The following is a 26,174-nucleotide window of genomic DNA, read 5'->3' as shown; positions in this document are numbered from 1 at the left end:
TTTTAAATCACTATGTATTAATTTAAACCATAGCGGGTGCCATTCCTTACAGTAGCCTTTTCGGTGATGTTGAATCTTTTAAGCTTATTTCATCAGCTTTATTGATCTTTTTCTTACTAAAAAATGTTGGTTCTGAGCGCTGTATTATACCGGTACCCACATCCTCCAAGTTATCGTTATTATGTTCTTCTTTTTCTTTTCCTTTTTCAGCAGGATTCGCATTACTAATCTGCGCATAAATCCCATTAAATTTATCAATAAAGGTTCGAGGGAGTGTTGCACTTAATTGGGCGATTAGCACGGGAGAAATACTATTAAAAATGTTTGTAAGATATGGAGGTAACGCCGAACTTTGAGAGTGATCTACTTGTTTTATTAACTGCATTAAAGAAGAGATGGTATATTCCGGGACTCGGTTTTGGGGATCACTCAGACTCAAAGCAGATATTAATTGCGCTGCGGGAGCAATTCTAATTAAGTGTGCAATTTGTTTCTCAATAGGCTCCACGTCAAGGTTATGAGCAACACCGGCAATTAATGCTCTGGTTAGAAACATCATACCATTTAGTCCGTTATATTCTCCAGTTTTAATTGGTTCCAATAGTAAATTAACCAGTTTATGCTTTTCTTTTATCAAGTCAGAGTCTAATCGAGAAAAAATCGCCATTAACTGAGCCAAGGTGGCAGAATTATCTTTAATATAAGCAGACTCAACAAGGGTTAATAGGTGCATATGTAATAAAGAGATGCCCTTATAGGGGCCTAATGCATTTATTTTACATAATTCATGAAAAAATGATTGGGGATTGGTGTGCAGGGTCTGTAATAATACTTCTTGAATTGTCATCACCAAACTTGGATCATGAGCACCTGCCTTCAGTAATGCGCAAAACAATACATACAGGTTGCTCTTACCTTTGAATAAGCTGCGCGTAAACTCTTGTGTCAGAGCCGCTCCCATAACCTCAGGCTCTGCGCGCATGCACTTTTGGAACAGTTCAGCAATTAGAGCAGTTTCTGCCCGGTTGTTTACCAGCGTTACCGACTGAAGTAATGCGCGAAGCAAAGCTAAAAGGGCATTTTTGCCTCCTTCAGGCCCATTGCCCTCATTTTCTTTTACCAACATCGCGCAAAAATTAAAATCGGGGGCTTCCAAAAGTTTTTTAAAGACAAGATCAAAGGCAAGTAATGCGTTAAAATCTTTTGTATCGCTATAGCTTAAAGAATAATAATTGTTCATCCATACATAAAAGAAGCTTTGTTCTTTAAATACACCTTCACTGACTGAATTTTGGAACATTCGCTCTAAGGCTTTTGGATCTTGATCTAAAATTTTTATTGTTATCGCCGAAATAATTGTAATCGCGGCGGTATCGGTTGACTTTACAGAACAATAAAGAGCATAAGTAAGCCAATAAAAAAAGTTATTATTTTGTATTGTCTCTAAAGAATTTCGTTGCATATAGTCATGAAGCTGCTCTATAAATGATAATAACTCAGGCCCTTGCAAATCGGCAGTGCGCTCACCTACAAAGCGAGTTATTGGTTGAGAAAAAAAATTTTTTTGCAGAGTAGTCATCTAAGTGCCTATCAAAGAAGTAATTTATTATTATTGTCAATTATGGTAGTAAACTAACTAATAGGCAAGTAGATTATTAATTGAGCACATATAGCGTTCTCCCTAAGCCTACATCGGCTTAGGGAAGTCCTTAAAAATAACCTCTTTGTCCTCTTTCCTCGAGGCAAATAGCCTTATTTTACTCGAAACGGAAGAACCTGTACTCGATGAAGAGCCGGCCATTTTGGCTACCGTAGAAACAGAAGGTTCCTCAAATAAATCATTTTGGGATTTTGGATCAACTCCACTTACAAAAAAAAATCGGGCATCAGGTGATAATAAAGTACGAATTTGAGATCCAGCTTGAGAGTAAACTAGGGCATCAATAATCGCTTGGGCATTCTGTTGCTGTACTGGTTTGTTTTTATCTTGCACTAAATTTATCATTTGATTTATTGGGGAATGGGTATACTCTGGTACTGCATGTGCTGGTGCTGATTGAAATACTGCTGTCGCTAATAAATCAGCTGGAGCCACCTTAATTACATCCAGAATAAAATTCATCATAGGAGTGACATCAATATGATGCGCCATCGCTGCAACTAATGCTCTACATAAAAATACCAGGCCATTAAGCTCCTGATATTCTCCAGCCTTAATTGTTTGGAGCAATTCAGAAATCACCACATCCACTTTGTTATCATGCTTTAGCAGCTCGTTAAATATCGCCATCAACTGGGCTATAACTTCGCTGTCATTGTTTTTATAAGCAGCTTCAACCAAACTTAATAAAATAAGATGGAATGAGGATAATCCCGGATACAGCCCTTGTGCATGGCGCTTATAAAAAGAATCGGCAAATTGTTTGGGATGCTCTTTTAGGGCATGTAACATTACATCCTGAATTATTGTAATTGATGCTTTATTTTCAAATTTAGTAGCTTGAAGCAAAATACAACTTAATAAATAGAGACAACTCTTACCGCGAAATAAGCTCTCAGTAATTTCTTGAGTTAATGCTGCCCCCATAAGGCTCCAATCTTTTTGCATACAACAATGAAATAGCTCCGCAATAAGCTGTGTTTCCAACTTATTACTCATCTCGCTAGCCGACTTCTGATAGCTACGTAGCAAAGCCAAAAGGGCATTCTTTCCTTTTTGGTTGCCTTCTTCATTATTTTGTATCAGCAAAGAGCAAAACCTTGAACCCAAGACATTTACTAATTTCTGAAACATCAGGTTAAGAGCCTCTAATGAGCTTAAATCATCATTTGAACTATAAACAAGAGAACAAAAATTATCCATCCAAAAATACGCAAAATTTTGCCCTTTAAAATGACCTTCATTTATTTGCTGATTAAACATAGCATGCATAATATCAGGATCATTATTTAAAATGCTTTGAACAAGACTAGTAATTAGCATAATAGGATTTGTATCTAACTTTGTCTTGTGATCCATGCCAGCCAGTTTAACTGCACAGCCTAGAGCAAATGTTAGCCAAGGAAAAAAATTGCTCTTTTCCAACTCTTGAGCAGAAAATTTAATACTGGCGTTATTAAGATCTTGAATTAAAGAAGCAAGACTGCGATAGGATAATTCATTGTTATTTATCAATAAATCAAAGTTAGGAGATGAAGTAAAAAATTCCCCTTCGTTCTCTTTAGTTGGCCAAAAACCCATTTAAATAGTCCAAAAAATATACAATATTTGCCTTTATTATTACCTGTTTTAAATTAATACACAAGGATTTTTATAAACTAGTCAATAATGCCATTCCTAGACCAGTGACAAATCATTGAATTACGTCATCCCAAGCATCTGGGATGACGTTAGCACGAGGGCCCAACTACATAAGCCATTTATAGTAAGTTTGATTAACTATAAGAATTAGCCATTCTAGCTTGATTTACTTGCTCATATGCGCGACGCGCAGGTTCGAAGTCAGGATATTTTGTCACGATGTGTTGTAGGAGCATTCGTGACAAGAGCTCATCACCTCGATTCCACTCATTTAAGGCGTCAAAATACAATCTGTTCGCAGCCTCTCCAGCAACAATAGGCGCACGCTCCATACTTACCGGCTCAACGAAACTGACTCGAGCTTGCGTTTTTGCTTCCATGCGCTGTAGCACTTTACGTGCTTGTATGCTGCCATTATCACTGGCTTGTTGCAGTAACAGCTTTCCTTTTGCAGGAGATAACTCACCTGCTGTACCCTCTAGATAATAAGTACCAAGCTGATATTGAGCATATGCATTTTGCCGTGCTGCCAATTTTTGGTAGAAACTGGCTGCCATTTTTGGATCTTTATCGACACCTAATCCATAATGGTACATTCTGGCTAGAGCCAACATAGCCTTTTCATTACCCTTAGCGGCGGCTGCCTGATAGTATTTAAGCGCTTCGGCAAAATCTATTTTCGAAGTTACTCCAGTTTCTGAAAGTAAGCCTAACTCATAAAGTGCATTTGCATTTCCTAAATCGGCAGCTTTTTTGTACCAAGCTAAAGCTTGTTGTTCATCCCGAGGTTGACCAAGCCCCATGAAGTATATGCTACCTAATTGATTCATTGCATCATGAACTTTATCATTTGCTGCTTTGACAAATAACTCTTTAGCTTTTGCGTAATCCACTGGCGTACCTTTACCATACAAATACATCAGGCCTAAATTATAGATACCTAGAGCATTGCCTTTAGCTGCGGCTTGTTCATAAGCTTTGAGCGCTTTTGGGTAATCATCATCCACAGTCTCATTAATAAAGCCTAAGGCAACATAGGCTTCAGGTAAGGTCGCTGCTGCTTTTTTGTACCACTCTTTTGCTGCATTATAATCAGGCTCACCACTATTACCCAATTGATAGAATTGGCCTAGTAAATATTCAGCCTGTGGCTCTCCCTGTACTGCCGAAGCGGTGTACCAGCGTTGCGCATCAGCCATATTCGGTGCCCCACTCAAACCCTTCTCATCCATATAGGCTAATTTTAATTGGGCGTCTTTATCTCCTTTCTGAGCCAAGCCTTCATAAATCGCTCTAGCTTGTTTCATTTTTTCTACATCGGTATTTTCAGCCAGATAATAATCAGCTAAAACAATTCCCGCATGACCATTGCCTAATTCATAAGAGTGAATTAGATCGGGTAAGAAGTCTCGTTTTGCTTGTTGCAACAGTACGGCCATATTAAAGTCAGCATAAGAAAACTTATCTTTTACTGCTTGCTGCAATTGCACCATTCCTTGCTCATTATTTTTTTCAACACCTTTGCCCTCAGCAGTATAAGTACCTAAAATAAATTGGCTTACTGCATTTTGTCCTGCTTGTTGATACCAGTGAATTGCTTTGGCAGAATCAGCACTAACCCCTATTCCACGATCATAAAGAATTCCTAGGAGCAAGGCGGCTTTTTCATTCCCGGCCTCAGCTTGTTCTTTAGCAACAGCAAAGGCTTTAGCCTGCAGTTTCACATTGCTGTCCATGGCATTATAAAATGCCAAGGGCAATAAGGCATTGGAAATACCTCTGTCCGCAGCTCCTTGATATAATTCACGTATTAATGCAATTTTTTGCTTTTTCGCATCCACACTTAAATTGCTATCATACTGACGTGCTAAACGATCAGCTAAATCATATTCTGCTAATCCATAATTATTCGCTGCAGCCAAATACAACATCGAATTAGCTTGTTCAGGATCCGCTTTGATGTATACCGTTCCCTCAGGCCCAGTTATTCCTTTTTCCAGAATTCTAGACAGTACGTATTGAGAATTTTTATTTCCTTTAAATGCTGCATCAGTTAAATCTTCTAAAGCTTGCTGATAATCCTCTTTCGTCTTCGCGTGCTGTAAATACAACATACCTAGATTATATTCTGCACCTAAATGTTGTTGTTGCACCGCATTTTGGTAGAACGCAATTGCCGCAGAATCGTTTTGAGCAACTCCTATTCCATATTGAAACATTTGTCCTATTTCAAATTGCGTTTGTGCATCGCCCAATATCGCTCGGTTATATAACTGATAAAAAGCCGACATCATATTAACTTGCTTTTGCCAGCCCTCTGTCCATAAATCCATAATGCTTGGATTTTGAGCAATATCAGGATATTGAGCATCAAGATAAGGAGCAGGCAAATCAGGATGGGCAACAATAAGGCTATTGGCCCTTTCTACATCTGCTACTTGGTTATTCAATGGATAAATAGGATACATCCATTGGTTGGATTGAGCACTCGCCTCACGACTTAACAGGGCATCATAATAACTGGTAATTGGTACTTCATTAGGCTGCACCAATTCAAATTGAGGCTTAAAGATATGATGTCGAGAAATTGTTTTTAATTTAGGCGCTTGGTTATATGCATAATCGCCTAAAACTGCCGGATTACTCCAAGCACTTAAAATACCATTCATTTGATAAGCCGTTTGCGCCAGTTTATCCGTAGTACCATTACTTAACCACAGAGCCGCAGCGGCTAAAGCCTTGTCTTGGCTATTTACTTTTTCATCTTGGTTGGCCTGATCTTGCCATTGCTTGGCCATGTCCAAGTCTGCTTCAACGCCAAGGCCTTTTTTATAAAACTCAGCTAATTGGCGTTTTGCCTCTGTAGAATTATTTTGTGCAGCCTTTAATGTCCACAAAAATGCTGTTTTAGGATCATGTATTGGGCTCTTTTCATCCGAATAAACTTCGGCCAACTCAAGATAAGCTTCATTATTTTGGTAATTTCCTGCTTTTTCAAACCATTTTAGCGCTTGATCTTTTTGATTTTGCGCCAGCGCAGCCTCACCTAATTTAACCATTGCTGGAGCAAAACCTTGGGCAGCAGCCTTATTTAATAATTCGGTACCTTTTTCAACATCCTTATCAACCAATTTGCCGGAAAGGTATAGACTGCCTAATTTAGTTAGTGCTTGTGGATTGCCGTTGGCTACCGCTTTATTTAACCAAATAAGTCCTAACTTATTGTTCGAAGAATTGCGGCTATTGATAAAATTTTCGGCTAAAGTATATTGCGCAACGGAGTTACCATTTTTTGCTGCATCAATATAAAATTTAGTTGCCGTATCGTAATTTTTCTTCACACCGATGCCATAAAGATAGGCCGCAGCCACAAACATTTGTGCATCCACGTTTCCAGCCGAAGCAGCTTGTTTAAACCAGGTTACCGCCTTTTCTGGGTCCTTATCGTGCAATAGAGTATATTTCGCAACAAGCATGATCGCAGGCAAATAGCCTTTACGTGCGGATTGCGTAAAATAGCGCATTGCTAACTGGGTATTTTTTAGTTGGCCATATCCGTAAAGATAAATGCGCCCTAAATAATAATCAGCAACCGCATTTTTCCCGGTTTGATTCATTAATGGCTCAATCGCCTTATTATAATTTCCCAGGCGATAAGCGCTGAAATCATCGGCAACAACCTGCTGGCTGGCGGTTGCTGCGAGCAAACATACCCAAGGCACTAGCGATTTCATGAAGATTCTCCCTCTTTACATGGCAATTCAATCTTAATTCACTGACAAATCCCGTTGCTGAATTGAGATTTATACCCCTGGTATAATGCCATAATGTACTACATCATTAACGGCCCCATTTCTTGAGTTACCATCAGAAACCCAGAAGTTGCCTTTATTATTTAAACCAAATTTTACGTGTACATATTCGCAGACTTTAATCGTATCCGCACAATCAATTATTTTACCGTAGGACTTTTTGCCATCCCCTAAAGTACAAATGAACTTGACCAAAGGCTCACCTGTAGCTAAAGCCGCCCATTGATTAGGACCAATACTATGGTTGAAACGAGTAGAATATTCACTGTCTTCATCACGCATTTGATATAAGCTTACGGTCTGCGGTAATTTATTGTAGAAGAAATATAAAGATTGTAAGGCTCCTTCTTTTCCAGGGAAAAGAGAGAGTACTTTAAGACGTTGTTGATAACCCACTGGAGTACACCCTATAGGAAATCGAGCCTCTTCCTTTGCTGCTTTTTGCTGAGCTTCTGCTGGGTCTATTTTCTTAGCTTTCGCAGCCTCAAGTTCAGTCGATAATAGTCCAACAAAAAGCATCAAAGAAATTGAGGTGAATTTTTTTAGAGTATTCATCATATTTTCTCACTGTCATTTATTGGACGCACAATCACAACCGTACCCATGAAATTATTACGTTCACTGGATAATTCGACAAAATCATGATTCAACCATTTAGCATCTTCAACAAACATGCGCACACAGCCATGACTGGCTCGCACTCCAGGAATATCATCAGAACCATGTAATGCAAAACCCTTATGGAAATACATACAGTAAGGCATTTTGGCTCCTCCTTTACCGATAGGGAATACATCAGAGGTGCATTTTTCATTTTCCTTACTGAAGACTCGAAAAATTCCGGTCAAAGTTCTGCAGGAGCGGTTTGAGTCAGAACACTTATCTCTTCCAGAAGATATAGGTCCCCATCTCACAAGATTCCCCTGAGCATCATAAGCACCCCATGCGAGTTTATCTTGGTCAACAATAATCTCTTTTTGATTTTCGCCGGGTATTTTGAGAGGAAATGGTGCCACATCCAACATACTAAGGTAGGCTAAGTTTTTAGGTACGGCAATGACTTTACCTGCCCATAAAGGGTTATAAGTTCGATTGATGCGCTGCACTACATCACGCTGTTTAGGATCTGGGAATAGATTTTCCCAATTTTGACCTGCCACTATTGTGATGCAATTATATTGCGGGTAGCCACATAATCCTGTACCGTAAAACCCTGCATTTGCTACGGCACCCATAAGCATCATCAATGCAATTAACATTATTTTTTTCATATGCCGCCCCCTTCTCACTAACTTTTATTATTCTATGCAAGATTTATGCTTAAATACCAAGTTGCTTAATTATTCTTATCCTAGAAAAAAGGCTTAAGCGATTTCTAGCTATCTGCCCAACTGCATTTTTAGGACTACGAGCATATAAAATAAGTTTAGTACCAATATTGTTATTTTTACCAGTAATTTAGCGTGAGTTTGCGAGAAAAAAAATGCAGCTTAAAATGGGGTCTGTTATCCGGGACCAAAGTAAGGTTCTTTTTGTTTTTTTTACAGCCATCATGTATCAATATCAACCCAATCTCTAAAAATATACTTATATTAGCGTAGCCTAGTTACTTGCCACCAGGCTACCCCTAGTAATTTACTGTAGGTACATTTTTTGTTGCAAAAATTCCCCATAATAAGCATTCATATCATCATAAAGATCTTTTAAATTTTCCACTTCATAGCATTTTGAATGCGCTTTTCTACATAAGCGTTCATATCTGCTAATAAAATCCTCAAAATCAAGTTGATCATATCTGTCTTCATCATACTCATGCGCCCCCTTTATCTGCGCAATTAAATCTTCTAGCTTAACCAAAACCTCGCCAAACTCTTCCTTACTTCCATAAATAATGGGTTCTGGTGTTTCCCGCGATTTCAAAAGAAGATAGAGGAGAATTAGTCCTATAGGAATCAATGTGACTAATCCAATTAAATAAAGCGAGTTTTGTGTACTCGTTTGGGAAACAGATATCCGGGAACATTCGGGTCGATCGGGAGGACAAATAGCAGATGCCGTATTCGGGGTAATCATACGCTCTTGAGAGAAATTAGCGGTAGTATTGGAAGTAGATATAATTTCCTCCACTGTAGATGGAACGCATTCCACCAAAGGTGGTGTTTGCACTTTCGGTAAAATGCGTAACTGCTCAGGCTTTTGAGGAGGAGTTAATCCCTTCGCCTCATATTGCACCGAAACCCAATCATGCATTGAACCCATCAAACGATTCAATTCTTGAGCTTGCTCGGCAATCGCAACAAAATTTGTTTCTGGAGTTGCCGATTTATTTAAATGCTCTAGTATCTGCGCGATATTTTTTTTCAACTCCTGCCTGGTCTGCGCAAGCTCCGATGCTGTAGATGGGTATTGAGACAATATATCCTGATTTTTAATAAAGGTATCTAATTTTTCTTGCTCTGAAGTAAACCATCGTTGGAAAAAAGATAATTTTTGTTCATCCTGAATCGCTTTATGGTAGGCTTGCGTATTTTCTAATAATAAATCATCCATTGTTTGTGCAGAGAACTCAACGAAATGATCAAGCTGTGTGAGCAATAAGGTTAACTGTTCTTTAAATTGATAAACGGTATAAACCTCCCCAGCCTGTCCTAATAATCCAATAGTTTCTTCAATGATTTTCTGAAATCGCGCCAGCTCATTTAAATCAACCACGGCCTTAGCATAAAGCTGCAATACCTCATCTTCCATATTGATGAGACTGAAATGGGCACAGTTGCGCAACCCCTCAGACGACAACTTTAAAGTTGAAATTGAGGTTGCAAGCGCTTGCGTTTCCTTTTTAGCACATTCTTTAGCCGCCAAGGTGGGATAAGCTTTTAAATCCTCTGGCTGCCCACTGAGCAAATCCCGTGGGTGGGGATTAATTGCATTGGGATTAAAGGCAAAATGTGCTCCTCGATTACACTCTGTATAAAGTTGTTGGGTGGTCTTAGCTAATTCTACTAAACGATCTTTTAATAATTGAGACTCCGCGAGATGCGTTAAATAAGGTTTTACCTCATTATTAATTGCCGCCCGCAAATTTGCTAAAAATAACCTATCGGAACCAATTAAAGGAGAAGTATTAGCTTCAATAGTATGAATATAATGATGCAAGAGCTCTAATTCCTTCTTAGTTTGCGCAATATTCGGGTTCTGGCTTATTCCTTTCAGAATATTATTAATATCCAATAAGATAAAATTCATTGGCTGGTTTAAATGCTCTACCCGCAGATCTTTATTGCGTAACCTTAAATAATCTCCTGTTCTTTGCATCAATTCATACAATTGGGGCCACTGCAAACGCTGCGAATCTACAGGTTTTACTAAAAAATCCCCCATTCTCAGAACCTGGCGTGTTTTATAAACCCTGGAGAAAAACCAAGAGTTATCATAGGCATTAACCAATGCCTGCTCATCCTCAGCAAACCAGGATCCTGAATTAGTAAGGTAATCTGGATGGATCCCCGAGTTGGCACGGATATTTAACACCCATGTCCTTAAATTAAGCTCATCATCAGTATAACAAGCCTCAGAATACAGCCAAAAACGCGATCTACTCGGCATTGCTTGGTATGATGTGTACTGTTTTTTTTCTCTACCCATGATGCTCGCTCCTTGAGACATTCATTAAAAAATACACATAAAAAATAGACTAATTTTAAGCCAGTCTAATTTGATAGCATTCTTTTCATGAAGATGCAACACTCGTAAACCCAATTCCCTCTTGACTTAGCCCATACCGCTACTATTCAGATAATAGTGGTGTTAAAATGGCATCATGGAAAATTAGACAAGGACGAGCCTCTTATTAATTGGGATTTCTATGCGGAGAAATTATTTTATTTTAGCTCTTTCTTTAATCATTCTCTCTATAATTACTTATGCTACAATACCCAACTCACCTTGCACTCCTAAAGAGCGTACAATTGCTATTACTTTAGATGATTTACCCATTGAATATGCTCAATTTGAAAAAATTTCTCGTGCATTAACCCAACATAAAGCTCCTGCCATAGGCTTTGTCATTGGTAAAAAAGTTAATGAAGATACCTCCAAAGAGCTTCAAGCCTTTTTAGAAGCTGGTTTTACTTTGGGTAGTCATAGTTATTCGCACTTGAATTTACGCAAAGTATCTGCTGCAGCGTATATTGCCGATGTAGAACGAGCAGATAAAATTCTTAGTCCATTTATGACTGGAAGCAAATATTACCGCTATCCTTACCTTGCCGAAAGCAGCTTCGTTAAGAAACGAAAGGTCCTTCATTATTTAGAAAAAAAACATTATCGTGTGGCTCCGGTAACTATTGATAGCCGGGATTTTTTATTCAATTTGAAATTTACAAATGAAGTGCGTGCAAATCCAAAGTTATTCAATACATTACGCCAACACTATCTAGATTTTGTTTGGCAACAGACTCGTCTTGCAGAAAAGAGTCAACGATGTGCTCCCACAAAGCAAATTTTACTGCTGCATGCAAATATTTTAAACAGTTATTTTTTAGATGATTTATTGCAGATGTTTGAAAATCATGGGTATCGGTTTATTAGCTTAGAAGATGCATTAAATTAACATTTATATTGCATTCTTAATAGACCATTGGGAATATAAATGGTATAGGCCTGGCAATGAGCCAGACCTACAAGAATTTTTAAAGTATAAAGTGAGATCAATAAATTTCAGCCATCATATTTTTAAAGGAAATTTTTCGTTTATCTCTTTTTAAAGATTTAATTTTTTGATTTGCTGCTAAAAGCTCCCGCTTATTATCATCAAACTCTTTTTGTAACTCTCGAAGCTCTTTAGCACTTTTATTTTTTAACTCAAGTAAAGCCAGAGCAAGACGATTATTTTCCTCTAAAGCATCTTTGAGTTCTTTCTGTATTAAATTTTTATTACTTTCTAAATAATTGAAATCTAATAAAATTTGATCCTCAATTGCTTGTAAATTATTTAAGATATGATTACCTAGAGGGAAAGTAAAAGGCGTATTATTTAATAAATCACTATATAACGCTACTTCTTTAGATAGGCATTCAATTAAGGCCATAATTTTACTGAGATTATCTTTTACCTCATTTAACGATAAAGAATCATCATGTTCTATTTCGTTTTGTTTTTTTATGTAACATTTATCCCTCCATGCGCAAAGATATTTCATTGCTGTTTGGCGATCTACTTTAGTTTCTAAACAAATTTTTTTAACATCAGGGATCTCGCTTCTCCCTGACAACCTATACAAATTATCAATCATTTTTATTATTTTGCTTTTAATAAATTTATTATTGTTCACGTGCTTACTCCTTTTAATAAATACTAAGGCAACTATTACTAAATAATAACGTACGTCAAAATTTCGGTGACAATAAAACGATAACAATAAAACACGTAAATGGCAAATAATATTTATATGTTTATTTAATTATTTGTCACCATAACTTTGACATTTTTACCCATATGGATTTATACTACCTCTAAGTCAACATAGTAAGGAGTACATTTATGGAATGCATTTCAGATAAAAAGTATTCTATTCTTAATACTTTAACAAAATACTAGTCACATTATTTTTGACAAAGTGGATCCGATAAATTCCACAATTAAGTTGCATCATATGTAGGCGTATTAAATTATTGTGCGCCATTAATAGCTACAGGAGTGTTTTAATGAAAACAAGAACATCGTATCCCTACATCATTTTTGGTCTTTTCTTATTTGCAATTAGCGTTTCAGTTAATACCGCTGATCGTAATTTTGCATTGCCACCTAGCGAACTAATAATGATTGATGGAGACTCATTGGAAAATAGGCTCTTAACTTGTCAAGTTAAGGCTGATGAGAAAGAAAATTATCATTTGTTAAGCTTTATTTCAGAAAGTGGTACGAGCATTGTAAATAATTTAGTTTTACCTGAGGGTACTATTATGAGCCTATCTTTCCACTCTTTAGAATCGGGCAAATTAACTATTGAGCTAAAAGAAGGAGCTCATATAGGCATTACCAATGACACCGAGGAGTTTATTAAATTAATATGCAGTGAACACAAGTAGAGCTTTTAATTTTAATCGAATATACTCAAGCACAAGATGTTGCTTGAGTATTAATTTATAACTGATCAGGGGTATAACATGCTAATCTCTCCAGAAAAAGATGAAAATAAAATTCAATTTCGCGTCCGAATTAAAGCCTCTGTATTTAAAGAAATTGAAGACTATTGTGAATGGGCTGGTATCCAGTATAAAGATTACTTTATACAACAAGCCTGCCAGTATATTTTTTCCAATGACGAATCTTGGATTAATTACAAAAACCAAAAGGTGAAAGATAGCTAAACCTAAAACACTATGCTTAATATGACACATTAAGGCCAGTTGCCTGTTTCGAATGCTTTGTCCCCAACTTTAAGTAAGGCTGAAGGCGCTAAAATGTTGGATTTTAAAAATGCCTTTACCCATTAGATTGGCAGGTGTATTGTTACAACTAACCCCGGGTTATTTTCTTGAAAGAAAATTTTCCCTTCATATAAGCAAATTAATTTTTTGCAAATTCCCAGACCTGTACCTACGCGACAATTTTTTGATGTAAAAAAAGGAGGCAGGTCATTATTAAGTAATTCTTTAGGTAGTTTACCAATCCCATTATCAGTAATTTTTAACTCTATGTGATGAGATAGTTTTTTGGTACTTATTGTAATTTGCTCATCAATTTTTGGATTTCGTTGGAACGCCTCTATACTATTACGAATTAAATTTAGAATTATTTGTAATAAATGTTCTCGGTTAATTTTTATTTCGGGTAATTCAGAGTCTAACCTTAATTGAATGCTTGCAGGATATAAATATTTAATCATATTGATTAATTGAATAATTAAATCATTGAGATTTAATATTTCCACAGAAAATTTTGAGTCATTAAAATCACTGTTTATCGTATGGATCATTTCTTTTGCTACTAGCGTTTGCGCCTCAATTTTTTCAAGGCAACCTGCTATCTTGTGAGTAACTTCATAATTTTTTTCCTCTTCCATAACAAGAGAGCATGCTTTACTGTATATAGAAATAGTAGTTAGAGGCTGGCTTATTTTATCCGAAAAATCATAAAGAACTTCTTGCATTGCATCCTGTTTATTTTTTTCTAGCACATTTAGAAGGATTTTATGATTCATTAATTCATGGGTAACATCTTTTTGTATCCCAATATAAAAGGAAATATTTTCATTAGTACCCCTGATTGGTGCTAAGCTAAGTTCATTCCAAAATATGGTGCCATTTTTTTTCATATTTTTTAAAATAAACCTGCAATTTCTCCCTTCTTGAAGAGCTTCTCGAATTAATTTTGCTTCTGGCTGTGGAGGTAAGTTACCTTGAAGAAATCTACAGTTTTTTCCTATTATTTCTTCTGACCTATACCCAGTTAATTTTTCAAAAGATGGATTAATGAACACTAAAGGTTGTTCCTTTTTGCTCATATCCACAATCGTTATTCCATCATTAGCAGAGTTTAATGCTTCAAAAGCAAAACTTTTTTCTATTTCACTTAGTATTTTATGGCTCATCTTACCTACTCTATGTAATATAATTTTTGACAAATTTGGATGGAAGATACCCTCTGCTACCATAATTATATTCTAATCGAGGGGTACTAACTTTTCCTCTAAATTTAAAATGTCTATCTGTAACTCGGTTACGCCCTTAATACTACAGTTTATTATTAGCTAAGCCCTTGAGTAAGACTTGACTCGGCACCCTGAGTTACTACACCTGATTTTTTCGGATTATGAAAAAATGAGCGTACGGACCCCCACCATGATTGAGGCTGCTTTTGTGGCTCCACTGTGGGCTCATCCTCATCAAGCTCAATAATATTGGGAGATTCAGGATAAATTCTGTCTTGGACTGCTTTGAAACTTGAAAATACACTTTTTAAGACAATTGGCAATAACATTAACATAATAAGCATCGTGCTTAGATTGGTTGACTCGCCAAAGGCCAAATAATTGGTGCAGGCCTCAATTAAAGCAACCATCATTGCCAATCCCATACAATTACTAATCAGTCCAGAAGCACTAATATTTTGATTATCCATAGGCAGCCCCACACTTTGCATGATTTCATAGTAAGCAACCCATAGCCAGGTTAAATCAAAGCCTACACTAAACCAATGTTGCTGATACATTTCTTTAACTGCCTCAGGCCCCAAAACATTACGGGCTAATTCAAAACTCATCTTGCTGCTTTTGAGTGTTAATGCCAGCATTCCCTTTTCTTGGGAATTAGCCACTCCGGCAAAAAGTTGGATAAATGTACTGCGCGGTTCAGCAATATCAAATAATTCATAAAAAGAATTATCTGAGTTTAACAGCCTACGTAATTGTACATCAGTAAGATCAACCAAGGCACCCACCCCTGGAGCCAATGAGTTATCTTCAGCACAATGAGCAATCACCGTATGCGCCTCTTTCATCATTAACACATCATTACTGCCATCACCATTGGCCACAATAAAAAATTGATTATCTTTTAAAAATCGGGCCAAAATGCCTTTTCCTTCCGTACTCATTTCCGCAAAAATAATTACTGGACGTGCGGATTTTTCGCGAGCTAATAATTTCTGAAATGCCGCCAGTACTGCAGAATTAATACCAGAAAAAATGACCGTACTCGCAGCAGGAATATATTCTTCATCCAGAGGAACATGCTCACTATCCAGATGTTCCGCACGTAAAATACAAATTTTTTTTGCATACTCAGCGCATAAGACATTAGCAATATTTTCAGCCGCTTTGGTTGTATCTCCTGTGGCAACAAATACTGGTACCTGGATGTTGCGGCAGGAGCTAATGAATTGTTCTGCGCCTTTTTTAATAGGATTGTCGATAATAAATGTTCCATAATGTTGCAAGCGTTCCAACAACTGTGAATTTTCCTTCATAATGAAGGATTCAATTTCTTTTTTATTATCTTCATCAAAAGATTGCTGGAGCTGCTTAAACTGCTTTTCATTTAGCTCCGTTCGTGCAAGGCACCAGTCACGTGATAAAACACCGGTACGCGTATTCATACTGTAATAATCACGAAGCAATGGGGTATTATTAAAAGCCGTAGCCTTGGGGATGCCGCAAAAAACCAGGTAATAGCTTGAACCCTCACGCACCAAAGTTAAACGCCCCCCAAGATTTCGATATAAACCCAAATGAAAGGTTTCTAACTCTTTTTCACTCTCATTTAAAAAAACTTTTTTTCTAAAATGATTATTTCCAAGCACGTCAACTTGTAAATCTGCTTTTTGGTTAATCAATGAACTAAGTAATTGCAATATAGCATCTTCTTCCGGCTCCATCTCTTTCGGATTATTGGTATACGCCTGACAAAAAAGCTCAAAAATCTCATATAATTGTTCACCAAAAGGTAAAAGACTAGGGTCTTTCTCTTTTACTAAGTGCTGTATTTGGGCCGACATGGAAGTAGTCCACAGCCCCAACACGTTCATACCATTGGTAGTTAGAGTTCCTGTTTTATCTGAGATAATCGCTACTCCTTGGGTAAAACGGTCGCGATAATAATCACTAAGCGCATGGCATAAGTCAGCGATACGCAGAGCATCAATGGTTTCTAATGGTCTATCTCCTAGCTTTTTATTTAATTGTTTTAACAATTGCGCATTAACCATTTCTCGCAAAAATTGTTCTGAAAATGGAATCATGGCCTGAGAAACATTAAACGTGTATTTTGACATTTCTGCAGGCAGTAAGCGTGGGTCGCGTTGCGTACAAACTGCTAGGGCCGCTGATGCGATAAGTGAATGAAATACACTTTTACGTTTACGATCACTGATAATCTGATTGATTATCGCTACTTTACGAATGTCATTATTTGACAAAAATTCCTCAGCAGGCTTAATTTGAATAAAAAAATTCTTTGCTCCAAATAAGTTTAATTTATCCCCCACCATAACCCCAGGTTGTTTGCCATCACGCACCAAACGCAAACTTACGGTTTTATGGGGACTATCCCATGTCATTTTCGAGTGATGCTCGATCCAAACATCCTCACCATTTTGTGCTTTCAGATTCACACTAAACTTCTGTTGCTCAAGCTCCTCAATGAATTGCCCCTGCTCGGCTTGCTTTAAGGCAACCAGCTCCCCTGAAATTTTTATGGAGCCCAAATCCACCGCTTCATTACAAAAAACTAACTCTCCGGTGCGTAATTGGTATCCTGGCACCGTAACCAAATAAGCCCCTTGGGGAGTAAATTTTAAAACCTGATATTCCTTGTGATTGTATTCATAGTCCTCTTGAATCATTGCTTGTTGGGCTAAGGACTCTCTAATTGCTGCTGGCGTTAGATCAGCGATTAAGGCAGGAGCATTACGAAATTGGCGCAAAGCCCCTTCGCCTTGACGAATGTTTTCCGCAATAAGTCCGAGTTGAAATAAACGTGGTATCGGCATCAATTCCCTAGCCATAATATGGCCCAGTTGAAAATAGAAATTACCTAGGGGAGTTAAACCACTGGGAATAGTAGCCGTATCAGAACGCTGCGCTCCGCGATTATGTTGCCATTTTAGTAATTGTTTCTGCATCTTTCGTGTAAAAAATGAAATACCAGAGGGCACAAATAAAGCACTCGCGCCAATACTGGCTATTAAGGAGTAATCTTCGGAAAAGTGCTCATTAGTCAATCGTTGCGTTCCAGCAAAAACTGAATAATACATATAGGTAATTGCGACAGCTTCACTAGCAACCGCAGTAGAAAATGCCGCTGTTGATTTAAAGTGTTTATCCGTAATGCGGTGTAAAGCGCTATAACTTAAAATAGCCGCGCCAAGAAGAAATTTATAAACAAAGTCATAGTCTTCGCTCTCTGTTTGATATTGACTCATCCCTCGAGTTAGCAATTCACCAAAAACTAGAGCCAGCCCAGAACTGACAACTGGCCACACATAACGTTTGAAGTTATGCCAATCTAAAGAATCTGCCGAAAACACAAGGCTAATTGCTTTATAAAGCTCCTGAGTTTGAGAAAAAAGAAAATGGCCAATATTTTCAATGGTGCTGGTAATATAATAGGTGCGGTCAGGCTCTTCATTTTGTATAAGCCCCACCGATAATGCTCTACTGGGTTGCTTTACCTGTTTTTGCTTGCGTTGTTTCTCATTGTGTTTTTCGAACATTTTATACATCCATTTATGCAGTTTCTATAACGTAATAGTTCTCAAAAACACGTCATCCTGAGGCATTTACGATGAAGGGCTCCATGAATTGGACAGCCTAGTCCAAAAGTTTATACCTCCTTCAGAAGCTCCTTCACTTCGTTCAGGATGACGCCCTCACGTAAGCTATTACTCCAACACCTTCGACAATCCGAGTGCCCCATCAACATGATGAAAATAAATTATGAATTTTGGCTATTATTGTGTCAATAGCTATTTACTAAATTCCTTGCCATGTGGCTTACCTTAGCCAAATTGATGTTTGGGAGTTTAGTGAAGGATGGGTATGTGGCTTAACCTGGTGCTACTTAACAGCCTCAATAAAAATAGGTCGGGTTTCGTAATAAAGCTTGCCTCCATATTTATGCTGGCAAATATGTGCATATGCATCCAGCATATCCGCGACCAGCTCTTCATGCAGGGATTCAGGTACTCTTTTTATGGCCGGTAAAATCAATATTAAATTCTTCATATAATTAATATTAGGAAGAGCTATGCGATAAGTTTGTAAGTCCATTTTAACCTGTCGAAAAGGGATACGATTCAATGCGCTCAATACACGATAGAAATAATTAGTATACGGTAGCAATCTTTGAATATTATCATTTGCTATTTCCCTATGTTGGCCCCTTTTAGCCAGCTCATGCCAAATTTGTAAGACACTACTCTCAGAAAATGACGAAAAAGTCGCATAAAATCGCCCTTCTATTTTTAAGGCTTCATAAATATTAGCCAGCGCAACTTCGATTTTAGTCCATTGCAAACACCAAAAAGATAACACAAAATCAAACATAAACGACTGTTGGTATTTCTCAATACGCTGAACTTCAAAGGAAAGATTTTTGCTCGTCCAATAATCTCTTGCATGAGCAATCATTTCTGGGGAACTATCAATAGCCAAAATTTGACTATTTTTATAAGTCTTAGCTAAAAAACTAGTATATTGGCCATCTCCGCAGCCAACATCTAAAATATCTCCAAAAGGGCGCACGCTAAAGGTACTACGAAATTTTTCATTAATTTGCGTCTGAAAATAATTTCCGAGGACGTATTGCTCAGGATCCCATATCACTCCGTTATTCCAATCCAATAAAAACTATAGCTACTATACCGTAAACCACTAATAATTCGAATCTTTTTAGTAAATTTACTTACAATGTTACAGAGAATTACTGCGCAAAGCCTCTGGCTCTTCACCTTCGATTAAAACAAAATCATCATCCTTAGTAGTATCTAACATAGCCCCGGCAGTGCTTTCACTTACAGGCTTTTCTACTTCAAATAAGTTTGATAAATCAAGAGCCTGCTGTGGGTCTTGGGAAATAGGCGCTTTAGTGCTCTTGGTATCCAGCTGAAGTTCTGATGCAGATTCATTAGTTCTAGAAACAGTCAAGCCCCGTAATGCACTATGTACGGTAGAGAAAGTCTTGCCTACAAAAGTGGCCGCAGTATCTTGAAACGTACTTAAACTCTTATATGCAGTTGAATCCAGAACCCTAGGTGCCAGTTCACCATAGGATTTAAAACCATCTAATGTATGGGTAACTAATCGATGAATTTCTTTACTTAAATCCTCATCATTCAAGTTTTTTCCTTCTAAATCACGCAATGCATCCCTTAAATGGATTAACTTTTGCGTTATAACCGCACGATGAGACACATTTCCATTACTGGATTTATGCTGATTACGTTCAATTGCTAAGTTAAGCCACTGAATCATGTTGGCACGAAAATCCTTAAGACTCCCAGCACTATTAATCTCAGTTGCCAATTCTGCGCCTTCTCTTTTAAGGGCATAATTCTTAGGCAAAATAAAACGAAGCACTCGTTGTAAGAAGCTAGGTCCTTTATTAATGGGCGCTGCTTCGTGTTCTACCGTAGGTTTTAAATCTACCTCTTGTTTTTGCAGGGTGTTTAATTGGCCTTTTAAGTTATTTAGGTCACGTAATTGCACGGCAATTTTGTCTAAACTACCTTGATTTTTAGATACGTCTACTTCCAAGGCTTGTTCTTTTAACTTTAATTTGGCTATAGCTCTATCAATAGCAGCCTCAACCTTACTCGCCTGGTTTTTTACCACCTCAAAAGGAGCAGGAATATCTCTTAATGCTTGCAGCTTCTCTAATAATTTAACCGAGGCTCTAACCTCCGGTATGCCTTTTGAGCCATTTTCTTCAATGGTTTTTTCCCAGGTAGATGCTTTAATTAGATTAGGTTGAGAACTAAAACGTATTTCATAAAGTGGAATAATTTGTTTTCCTGAAGGCACGCAAATCTCAGTTGAGCGAAACTGGGATATAGGATCAATGTCTTTAGATAAAGCCATATAGGAGTCAAAAGGTTCTTGTGGTCGTGTGCGAGCTTGTAGCCCACCTTTTTTTAGGACAATTTCTGGATTACCGACAAAAACTTTACATACTAAAACAACGCGGTCGGCAGGCTGGTCTGTCCCTTTTTTCACACAACTACACATACCACTTTGCTTACATTCAGCACACGTAGAAAAGGTCGCGGCTTTAGATAATTCCGAAGTGAAATAAACACCTCTACCTAGTGGCCCATAACCATTACCCTGAACGTATTTGCAGCGTCCTTCATCAAAGCCATTTTGCATAATTAGTGGGGCGACATCGGCATTAGTACCATGATAAAGTAGCATTTCTCCTGGCTCTAATTGAATATCATCAGTCTGTATGGTTTGCAATTCTTTGGAAAGAACTCCTGAAATCGGGTCAACCGGTTTTTTCAACTGATTATAATGCTCTTCTAGTGCTGGATTAGATAACTTCCTAACCTCAGTGATTTGAGTATAGTGCGTATCACCGCCAAATTTAGGGACATCGCCTGTAATTTCTTTCCATAATTGGGAAAAGAAAGCCCCCCATCCTTTGGCATAAGCCGCTCCAAGTCGGGATGGCTCAAAACGCATGGATACTTTTTGTCTGTCGATTGCTTGCTGACGAAATTGGCTATTAAAATCCCCTACAAGCTCTTGCTCAAGAAATTCCGTATGGTTCATTTCAATCGGAAGGCCTTGTTTGGCGCTTTTTTCTTTTAAAAGTGCAACCAAGTCTTTTTGAGCATCGGTAGGTTTTACGCCCAGTACGCATGCCTTTTTAATCGGGTTTTCTTCAATGCATTTTTTTATTTGTTCCAATTGCACGGAGTTAATTTGCTTATTGGTTAAATCCAAAACTCCTGTTAAAGAAACCTGTCTTAACAATTCCGCAAAATCGCCCTTTGGGCCCTCATGAATAATTCGGTGTGGATCGAGTTTTACTTCACGCAATTGCTCCATGGAGCTAGCAACATCGCGTGCATGCTGTACTTTTAATTTAGGATTATTCTCTTTATCCTGCTGTGAAAATGTTTCGAATTTAACGCGCGTACCTGTCATTTTGCATAACTGTGTAGCATGAACCAAAAAGTTAGTGGTCGCACGTTTCACATTAATTTTGGTAGGGTCTAAAAATTCGCCTAACTCTTCATCGATTTGTTCACGAACGGGCTCTTTAGGAGGACCTACTTTACACCGCACCAAATCAGTATGATGACTTAAATCAATTATTCCTTTTAATAAGTGCGCTAAGGCTAACTTATGTTCGCCGGGTAATTTATTCACTAAATCCTGGTGATTTTCTAATTTAGGCGCATGAGTTCCTACAGCAAACTTTAAAAAATCAATTAAGGCTGGGTCAAAACCCATTTCCGTAGCCACCACCGCAAATAATTCGGCTGAGCGTTTGGCATTGGATGGATCATCTTTGCCAGATTTCTCATTGGTTCTACCACTACGACATAAATAAATGGCAAGTTCCAGGCAAGCTTTTAGCTCATCATTGTTATTAATTTCTGCCGCAATGGGTGCATATTCTTCATTGCCATAATTTTGAATTAATTCTAGATAGTTTTGAGCATAAAGGCGTTGTCTTACGGCGTGAGTGGTATCGTGGTTACGATGATGTACCGTGAAATTGTCATGTGTGATATCAAAATAACCGCGAAATAGCACGGGTACATCAAGATAGGGTTTATTGATGTAATTATCGGCTAAAACTTGCCAAATTCTGCTTTTATCGCCTTGCCCGCCTTGCCAGAAGTGCTTAAAACCATGTAAGGGCTCAAGGTCAACTTCCATCCTTCTTCCTAATGTAGAGGACTTTATTGGCAGAACAACAGGTGGTTTCTTTTTACTGACCATATGAGCACATCACTAAGTAAACTTCCATGTATTAATCATAACAAAGAATAATTAAGTGAAGATTAAATGACAGGACTCACACTCATTCAGGATGAAAATGTTGAAAAATACGCTGGGCCAAGTGTGCATTTATTCCAGGAACTTTGGCAATTTCTTCTAAAGGTGCTTTAGCCAATTCACGTATGCCGCCAAAGCGATGTAATAAGGCTTGCCGACGTTTAGCTCCTACTCCTTCAATCGCCTCCAGAGAAGACTCTAAGCCTCGTTTATGTCTTTTCTTGCGATGCGCGGTAATAGCAAAACGATGCGCCTCATCACGAATATGTTGCAATAAATGCAAGGCCTTCGACTCGTCCGGTAAAATAAATTCTCGTTCTTCATGAACTAAAATTAGTTTTTCCCATCCTGCCTTGCGTGATGGACCTTTAGCTACGCCTAATAATAACACCTCAGAAATATTTAATGATTCGAGCACCCGCCGGGCGACACCAACTTGCCCTTTACCCCCATCAATAATCAATACATCAGGCAATGATTGAGCCTCAAGCAACCGTTTAAAACGCCGCGTAATTGCTTGCTCCATAGCGGCATAATCATCACCAGGCGTAATCCCCTCTATGTTAAAACGCCGATATTCACGGGAGTTAGGACCTTCGTGATCAAATACAACGCAGGAGGCAACTGTTGACGTCCCCTGAGTATGACTAATATCAAAACATTCCATCCGCTCAATTGGTTTTTTAAGTTGTAGAAATTCTTCTAGCTCATTAAAACGCGACCTCATCGTTGAATGCTTACTCACATATTCAGCAATAGAAACACGCAAATTATTTATGGCAAAATCCATCCAACGCGATTTAGCCCCGCGGGGATTAAGTTGTATTTTACAGGCCTTGCCCCGCTTTTGCGTTAATGCTTCTTGTAGGGGTTGATGATCAGATAGGGCATGATTGGTAATAATCAAAGGCGGGATACGCTCTGGCGTATCCAGGTAATAAAAACCAATAAAGGCATCAAAAGTCTGCTGCCATAATTCATCTATATTCAGCTCTTCATCCAAACCCTTTGTCGGCATGGAAGGAAAGAAGCTTTGGCTGGCCAATACCTGTCCTTCACGAATAGTAACGCATTGAATGCAAGAAAAGCCTGGGTTTACCTCAATAGCAATAGCATCAGCATCACCACTAAGCTGCATTATACCCTGTTGCTCTTGTACCAAGCGTAAATTTTTAATTTGATCGCGAAGTACCGCGGCCTCCTCAAAGCGTAACTCCTCTACTGCCTTTTCCATACGCGTGGCCATTTCATCCAGAATTAATTGGCTTTTTCCTTGTAAAAAGCGTATCGCATCCTGAATTGAACGCTGATAATCCTCTGGGCTAATATAGGTGACACAAGGGGCTGTGCAGCGTTTGATTTGATATTGTAAACAAGGTCGGGATCGTGCGTTAAAATAACTGTCCCGGCAATTGCGAATTTTAAATACTTTTTGAATAATTACTATTGTTTCTTTAACTGCAGTAACGCTTGGATAAGGCCCGAAAAAATTGCCCGTTAATGGTTTTTTCTTCGAGCGATAAATTTCGATGCGCGGAAAATCAGGATTATCAGAAATGTGGATGTAAGGATAGGTTTTATCATCCCGCAACAGCACATTGTATTTGGGTCGCAGCGCTTTAATCAGATTGCTTTCTAATAATAAGGCTTCGGTTTCACTACGTGTAACTGAGATCTCAATGGAGGCGATTTGGTTCACTAAAGAGCGGGTTTTAACCCCAGTATTTTGCTTATTAAAATAACTGCTAACTCTTTTTTTAAGATTTGATGCCTTTCCAACATACAATACCGTACCTGCCTCATCCAGCATTCGATAAATACCTGGATCGCTGGGCAATTTCGTAAGAAATTGCGCCAGCTCTTGAGCGCGATTTTGCATATTAGTCTTCTGATGCTATATCGGTTGGATTTTCGATAATTCCATGTTTTAACGCTAGGTAAGTCAGCTCCACATCATTTTTAATGCCTAGCTTTTCAAAAGTACGATAACGGTATCCATTAATTGTTTTGGTGCTCAGGAATAGACGGTCACTAATTTCCTGCACAGTCATCCCGCTGGTGATCATCAACATCACCTGCATCTCACGTTCTGATAACATATTAAAAGGCGAACCTTGTACCTCTTCTAAACTGTTAATTGCCACTTTCTGGGCAATCTCAGCACTCAAATATTTTTCGCCCTTCGCTACTTTACGTATGGCTGCAGCCATTTCTTCGGCACCAGACTCTTTAGTTAGGTAACCCATGGCCCCTAATTGCAAAACCCGAGTAGGCAACACATCAGAACACATTGCAGTAACGGCAATTACTTTCACATGAGGATTAGATTTTTTTAATCGGCGAGTTACTTCCCAGCCATCAATGCCAGGCATTTTCATATCGAGAAGCACAACATCAGGGCCATGCAGTTTAACCAATGCTAAAGCCTGCTCTCCGCTTTCGGCATCAGCAACTACATTTACATCCGACAAATCTTCAAGTAATCGTCGAATTCCCATTCTAACCAGTGCATGGTCATCAACAATTAGTACTTTAATCAAATAATGCTCCTTGACCTACAGCCAATGGACAACGCATGTCTGCCGATGTTATCAAGACTATCTCGGCATTACAATACGCTTTATCCCTAGAACTGTAAAATCATTTTTTGCGGTAAAAAAGATAAAAAACACTTACACTTAGGAATCGTTCAATCTAACAAGCCCTAATATGAATGTTAGGATTCCCCGGATCCACCTCAAATAAGGGTGGAAACTCCCCTAACTCTCGTGTACGCGCTAACAACTTGCCAATATCAGATAAAACAAAATCATACAGAACCTGATAGTCATCAATCACAAAATAGATAGGCTGCAACCTGTCAATTCGATAAGGCGTACGAAACGCAACGATAGGATCAAAATAAACCCGTAATGGAACATCACTTTCCACACTATAGACCGTTTCACTTATGGATGAAAGAATGCCTCCACCATATGCCCTTAAACCCTCAGGGCTTCTAATTAAGCCAAACTCTACGGTATACCAAAACATACGTTGTAATAAAGGCCAGTCTGCTTCGGGAAAGCTTAATACCTTACAGGCATAGTCATGTACAAAATCAGCATAGACGCTGTCCGTTAACATCGGGCAGTGGCCAAAAATCTCATGAAAAATATCTGGTTCTTTTACATAGTTTAATTCTTCTTCGGTACGAATAAATGTTGCCACAGGAAAATGTTTATTTGCCAAAAGCTCAAAAAACTCGCGTGCCGAAATCAATGCAGCAACAGGTGCGACTTGCCATCCGGTTTTTGTTTTAAGTTTCTGGCTTAAATCGGGCAATTGAGGGATGCTTTGTGAAGTAATACCTAAAGTTTCTAATCCAGTAATAAATGATTCACACGCCCTATTTGGAATTAATTTTATTTGGCGTTCAAACAAAATGCTCCAAACTTTATTTTCCTCAGCCGAATAATTAACATATCCCTGCGCATCAGGAACATGTGCAACATAACGGCTTGAAAACTCCATACTTTCTCCTTACTAAATATAGGAAGGGATCATCTC

The 26,174-nt window shown here is 38.2% G+C and carries 17 protein-coding genes; 3 read left to right on the top strand and 14 right to left on the bottom strand.

The features are described 5' to 3' along the window. Window positions 1–46: 46 nt before the first annotated feature. The 6 genes from BN3124_RS02305 to BN3124_RS02280 form a co-directional block, all read right to left on the bottom strand. Window positions 47–1,579: a hypothetical protein gene (locus BN3124_RS02305; RefSeq protein ID WP_058533243.1), complete on the bottom strand. Its 1,533-nt coding sequence runs from the start codon at window positions 1,577–1,579 to the stop codon at window positions 47–49. Between the two features lie 108 nt (window positions 1,580–1,687). After that, window positions 1,688–3,241 carry a hypothetical protein gene (locus tag BN3124_RS02300; protein WP_058533242.1) on the bottom strand — a complete coding sequence of 518 codons (1,554 nt, stop codon included), beginning with the start codon at window positions 3,239–3,241 and terminating at the stop codon, window positions 1,688–1,690. A 194-nt stretch (window positions 3,242–3,435) separates the two neighbouring features. Beyond that, window positions 3,436–7,035, bottom strand: a complete 3,600-nt coding sequence (locus BN3124_RS02295) for a tetratricopeptide repeat protein (protein ID WP_058533241.1) — start codon at window positions 7,033–7,035, stop codon at window positions 3,436–3,438. 69 nt (window positions 7,036–7,104) lie between these two features. Further along, window positions 7,105–7,668 carry a hypothetical protein gene (locus BN3124_RS02290; RefSeq protein ID WP_058533273.1) on the bottom strand — a complete coding sequence of 188 codons (564 nt, stop codon included), beginning with the start codon at window positions 7,666–7,668 and terminating at the stop codon, window positions 7,105–7,107. Beyond that, window positions 7,668–8,384: a L,D-transpeptidase gene (locus BN3124_RS02285; RefSeq protein ID WP_058533240.1), complete on the bottom strand. Its 717-nt coding sequence runs from the start codon at window positions 8,382–8,384 to the stop codon at window positions 7,668–7,670. Before BN3124_RS02285 ends, BN3124_RS02290 begins: the two co-directional genes overlap by 1 nt. 364 nt (window positions 8,385–8,748) lie before the next feature. Further along, window positions 8,749–10,758: a hypothetical protein gene (locus BN3124_RS02280; protein WP_058533239.1), complete on the bottom strand. Its 2,010-nt coding sequence runs from the start codon at window positions 10,756–10,758 to the stop codon at window positions 8,749–8,751. 220 nt (window positions 10,759–10,978) lie between these two features. Here BN3124_RS02280 and BN3124_RS02275 point away from each other — a divergent pair, with 220 nt between their 5' ends. Then, window positions 10,979–11,725, top strand: a complete 747-nt coding sequence (locus BN3124_RS02275; RefSeq protein WP_058533238.1) for a polysaccharide deacetylase family protein — start codon at window positions 10,979–10,981, stop codon at window positions 11,723–11,725. Window positions 11,726–11,822: 97 nt separating this feature from the next. Here the strand turns inward: BN3124_RS02275 and BN3124_RS02270 are convergent, their stop codons facing one another. Further along, entirely contained in the window at window positions 11,823–12,446 is a 624-nt protein-coding gene (locus BN3124_RS02270; protein ID WP_058533237.1) for a coiled-coil domain-containing protein, read from the bottom strand. Between the two features lie 373 nt (window positions 12,447–12,819). On the opposite strand from BN3124_RS02270, the gene BN3124_RS02265 reads away from it, so the two are divergent. Then, on the top strand, window positions 12,820–13,203 hold the full coding sequence (locus BN3124_RS02265) for a hypothetical protein (protein ID WP_058533236.1): 384 nt from the start codon (window positions 12,820–12,822) through the stop codon (window positions 13,201–13,203). 78 nt (window positions 13,204–13,281) lie between these two features. Next, window positions 13,282–13,485, top strand: a complete 204-nt coding sequence (locus BN3124_RS02260; protein WP_058533235.1) for a hypothetical protein — start codon at window positions 13,282–13,284, stop codon at window positions 13,483–13,485. 122 nt (window positions 13,486–13,607) lie between these two features. Here the strand turns inward: BN3124_RS02260 and BN3124_RS02255 are convergent, their stop codons facing one another. The 7 genes from BN3124_RS02255 to phhA all read right to left on the bottom strand — a co-directional run bounded on the left by BN3124_RS02255 (window position 13,608) and on the right by phhA (window position 26,138). Continuing rightward, window positions 13,608–14,771, bottom strand: coding sequence for a PAS domain-containing protein (locus BN3124_RS02255; protein ID WP_230849044.1), 1,164 nt, complete (start codon window positions 14,769–14,771; stop codon window positions 13,608–13,610). A 92-nt stretch (window positions 14,772–14,863) separates the two neighbouring features. Beyond that, the gene (locus BN3124_RS02250) at window positions 14,864–18,328 is read right to left on the bottom strand and encodes an HAD family hydrolase (RefSeq protein ID WP_058533233.1); all 3,465 of its coding nucleotides are present in this window, start codon (window positions 18,326–18,328) and stop codon (window positions 14,864–14,866) included. A gap of 343 nt (window positions 18,329–18,671) precedes the next feature. Next, entirely contained in the window at window positions 18,672–19,439 is a 768-nt protein-coding gene (locus BN3124_RS02245; protein ID WP_058533232.1) for a class I SAM-dependent methyltransferase, read from the bottom strand. 87 nt (window positions 19,440–19,526) lie between these two features. Beyond that, complete coding sequence (locus BN3124_RS02240) at window positions 19,527–22,505, bottom strand: SidE phosphodiesterase domain-containing protein (protein WP_058533231.1); 2,979 nt, start codon at window positions 22,503–22,505, stop codon at window positions 19,527–19,529. 145 nt (window positions 22,506–22,650) lie between these two features. Then, window positions 22,651–24,504: an excinuclease ABC subunit UvrC gene (gene uvrC, locus BN3124_RS02235; RefSeq protein WP_058533230.1), complete on the bottom strand. Its 1,854-nt coding sequence runs from the start codon at window positions 24,502–24,504 to the stop codon at window positions 22,651–22,653. A gap of 1 nt (window position 24,505) precedes the next feature. Continuing rightward, window positions 24,506–25,165 (bottom strand): two-component system response regulator LetA, encoded by a 660-nt coding sequence (gene letA / locus BN3124_RS02230; RefSeq protein WP_058533229.1) that lies wholly within the window; start codon window positions 25,163–25,165, stop codon window positions 24,506–24,508. Between the two features lie 154 nt (window positions 25,166–25,319). Continuing rightward, window positions 25,320–26,138 (bottom strand): phenylalanine 4-monooxygenase, encoded by an 819-nt coding sequence (phhA, locus tag BN3124_RS02225; protein WP_058533228.1) that lies wholly within the window; start codon window positions 26,136–26,138, stop codon window positions 25,320–25,322. Window positions 26,139–26,174: the final 36 nt, after the last annotated feature.

It is taken from the genome of Legionella saoudiensis, assembly GCF_001465875.1.
Classification (GTDB): domain Bacteria; phylum Pseudomonadota; class Gammaproteobacteria; order Legionellales; family Legionellaceae; genus Legionella; species Legionella saoudiensis.
The sequence above is the reverse complement of the archived record's forward strand: the minus strand, read 5'-3'. Positions and strand labels throughout refer to the sequence as shown.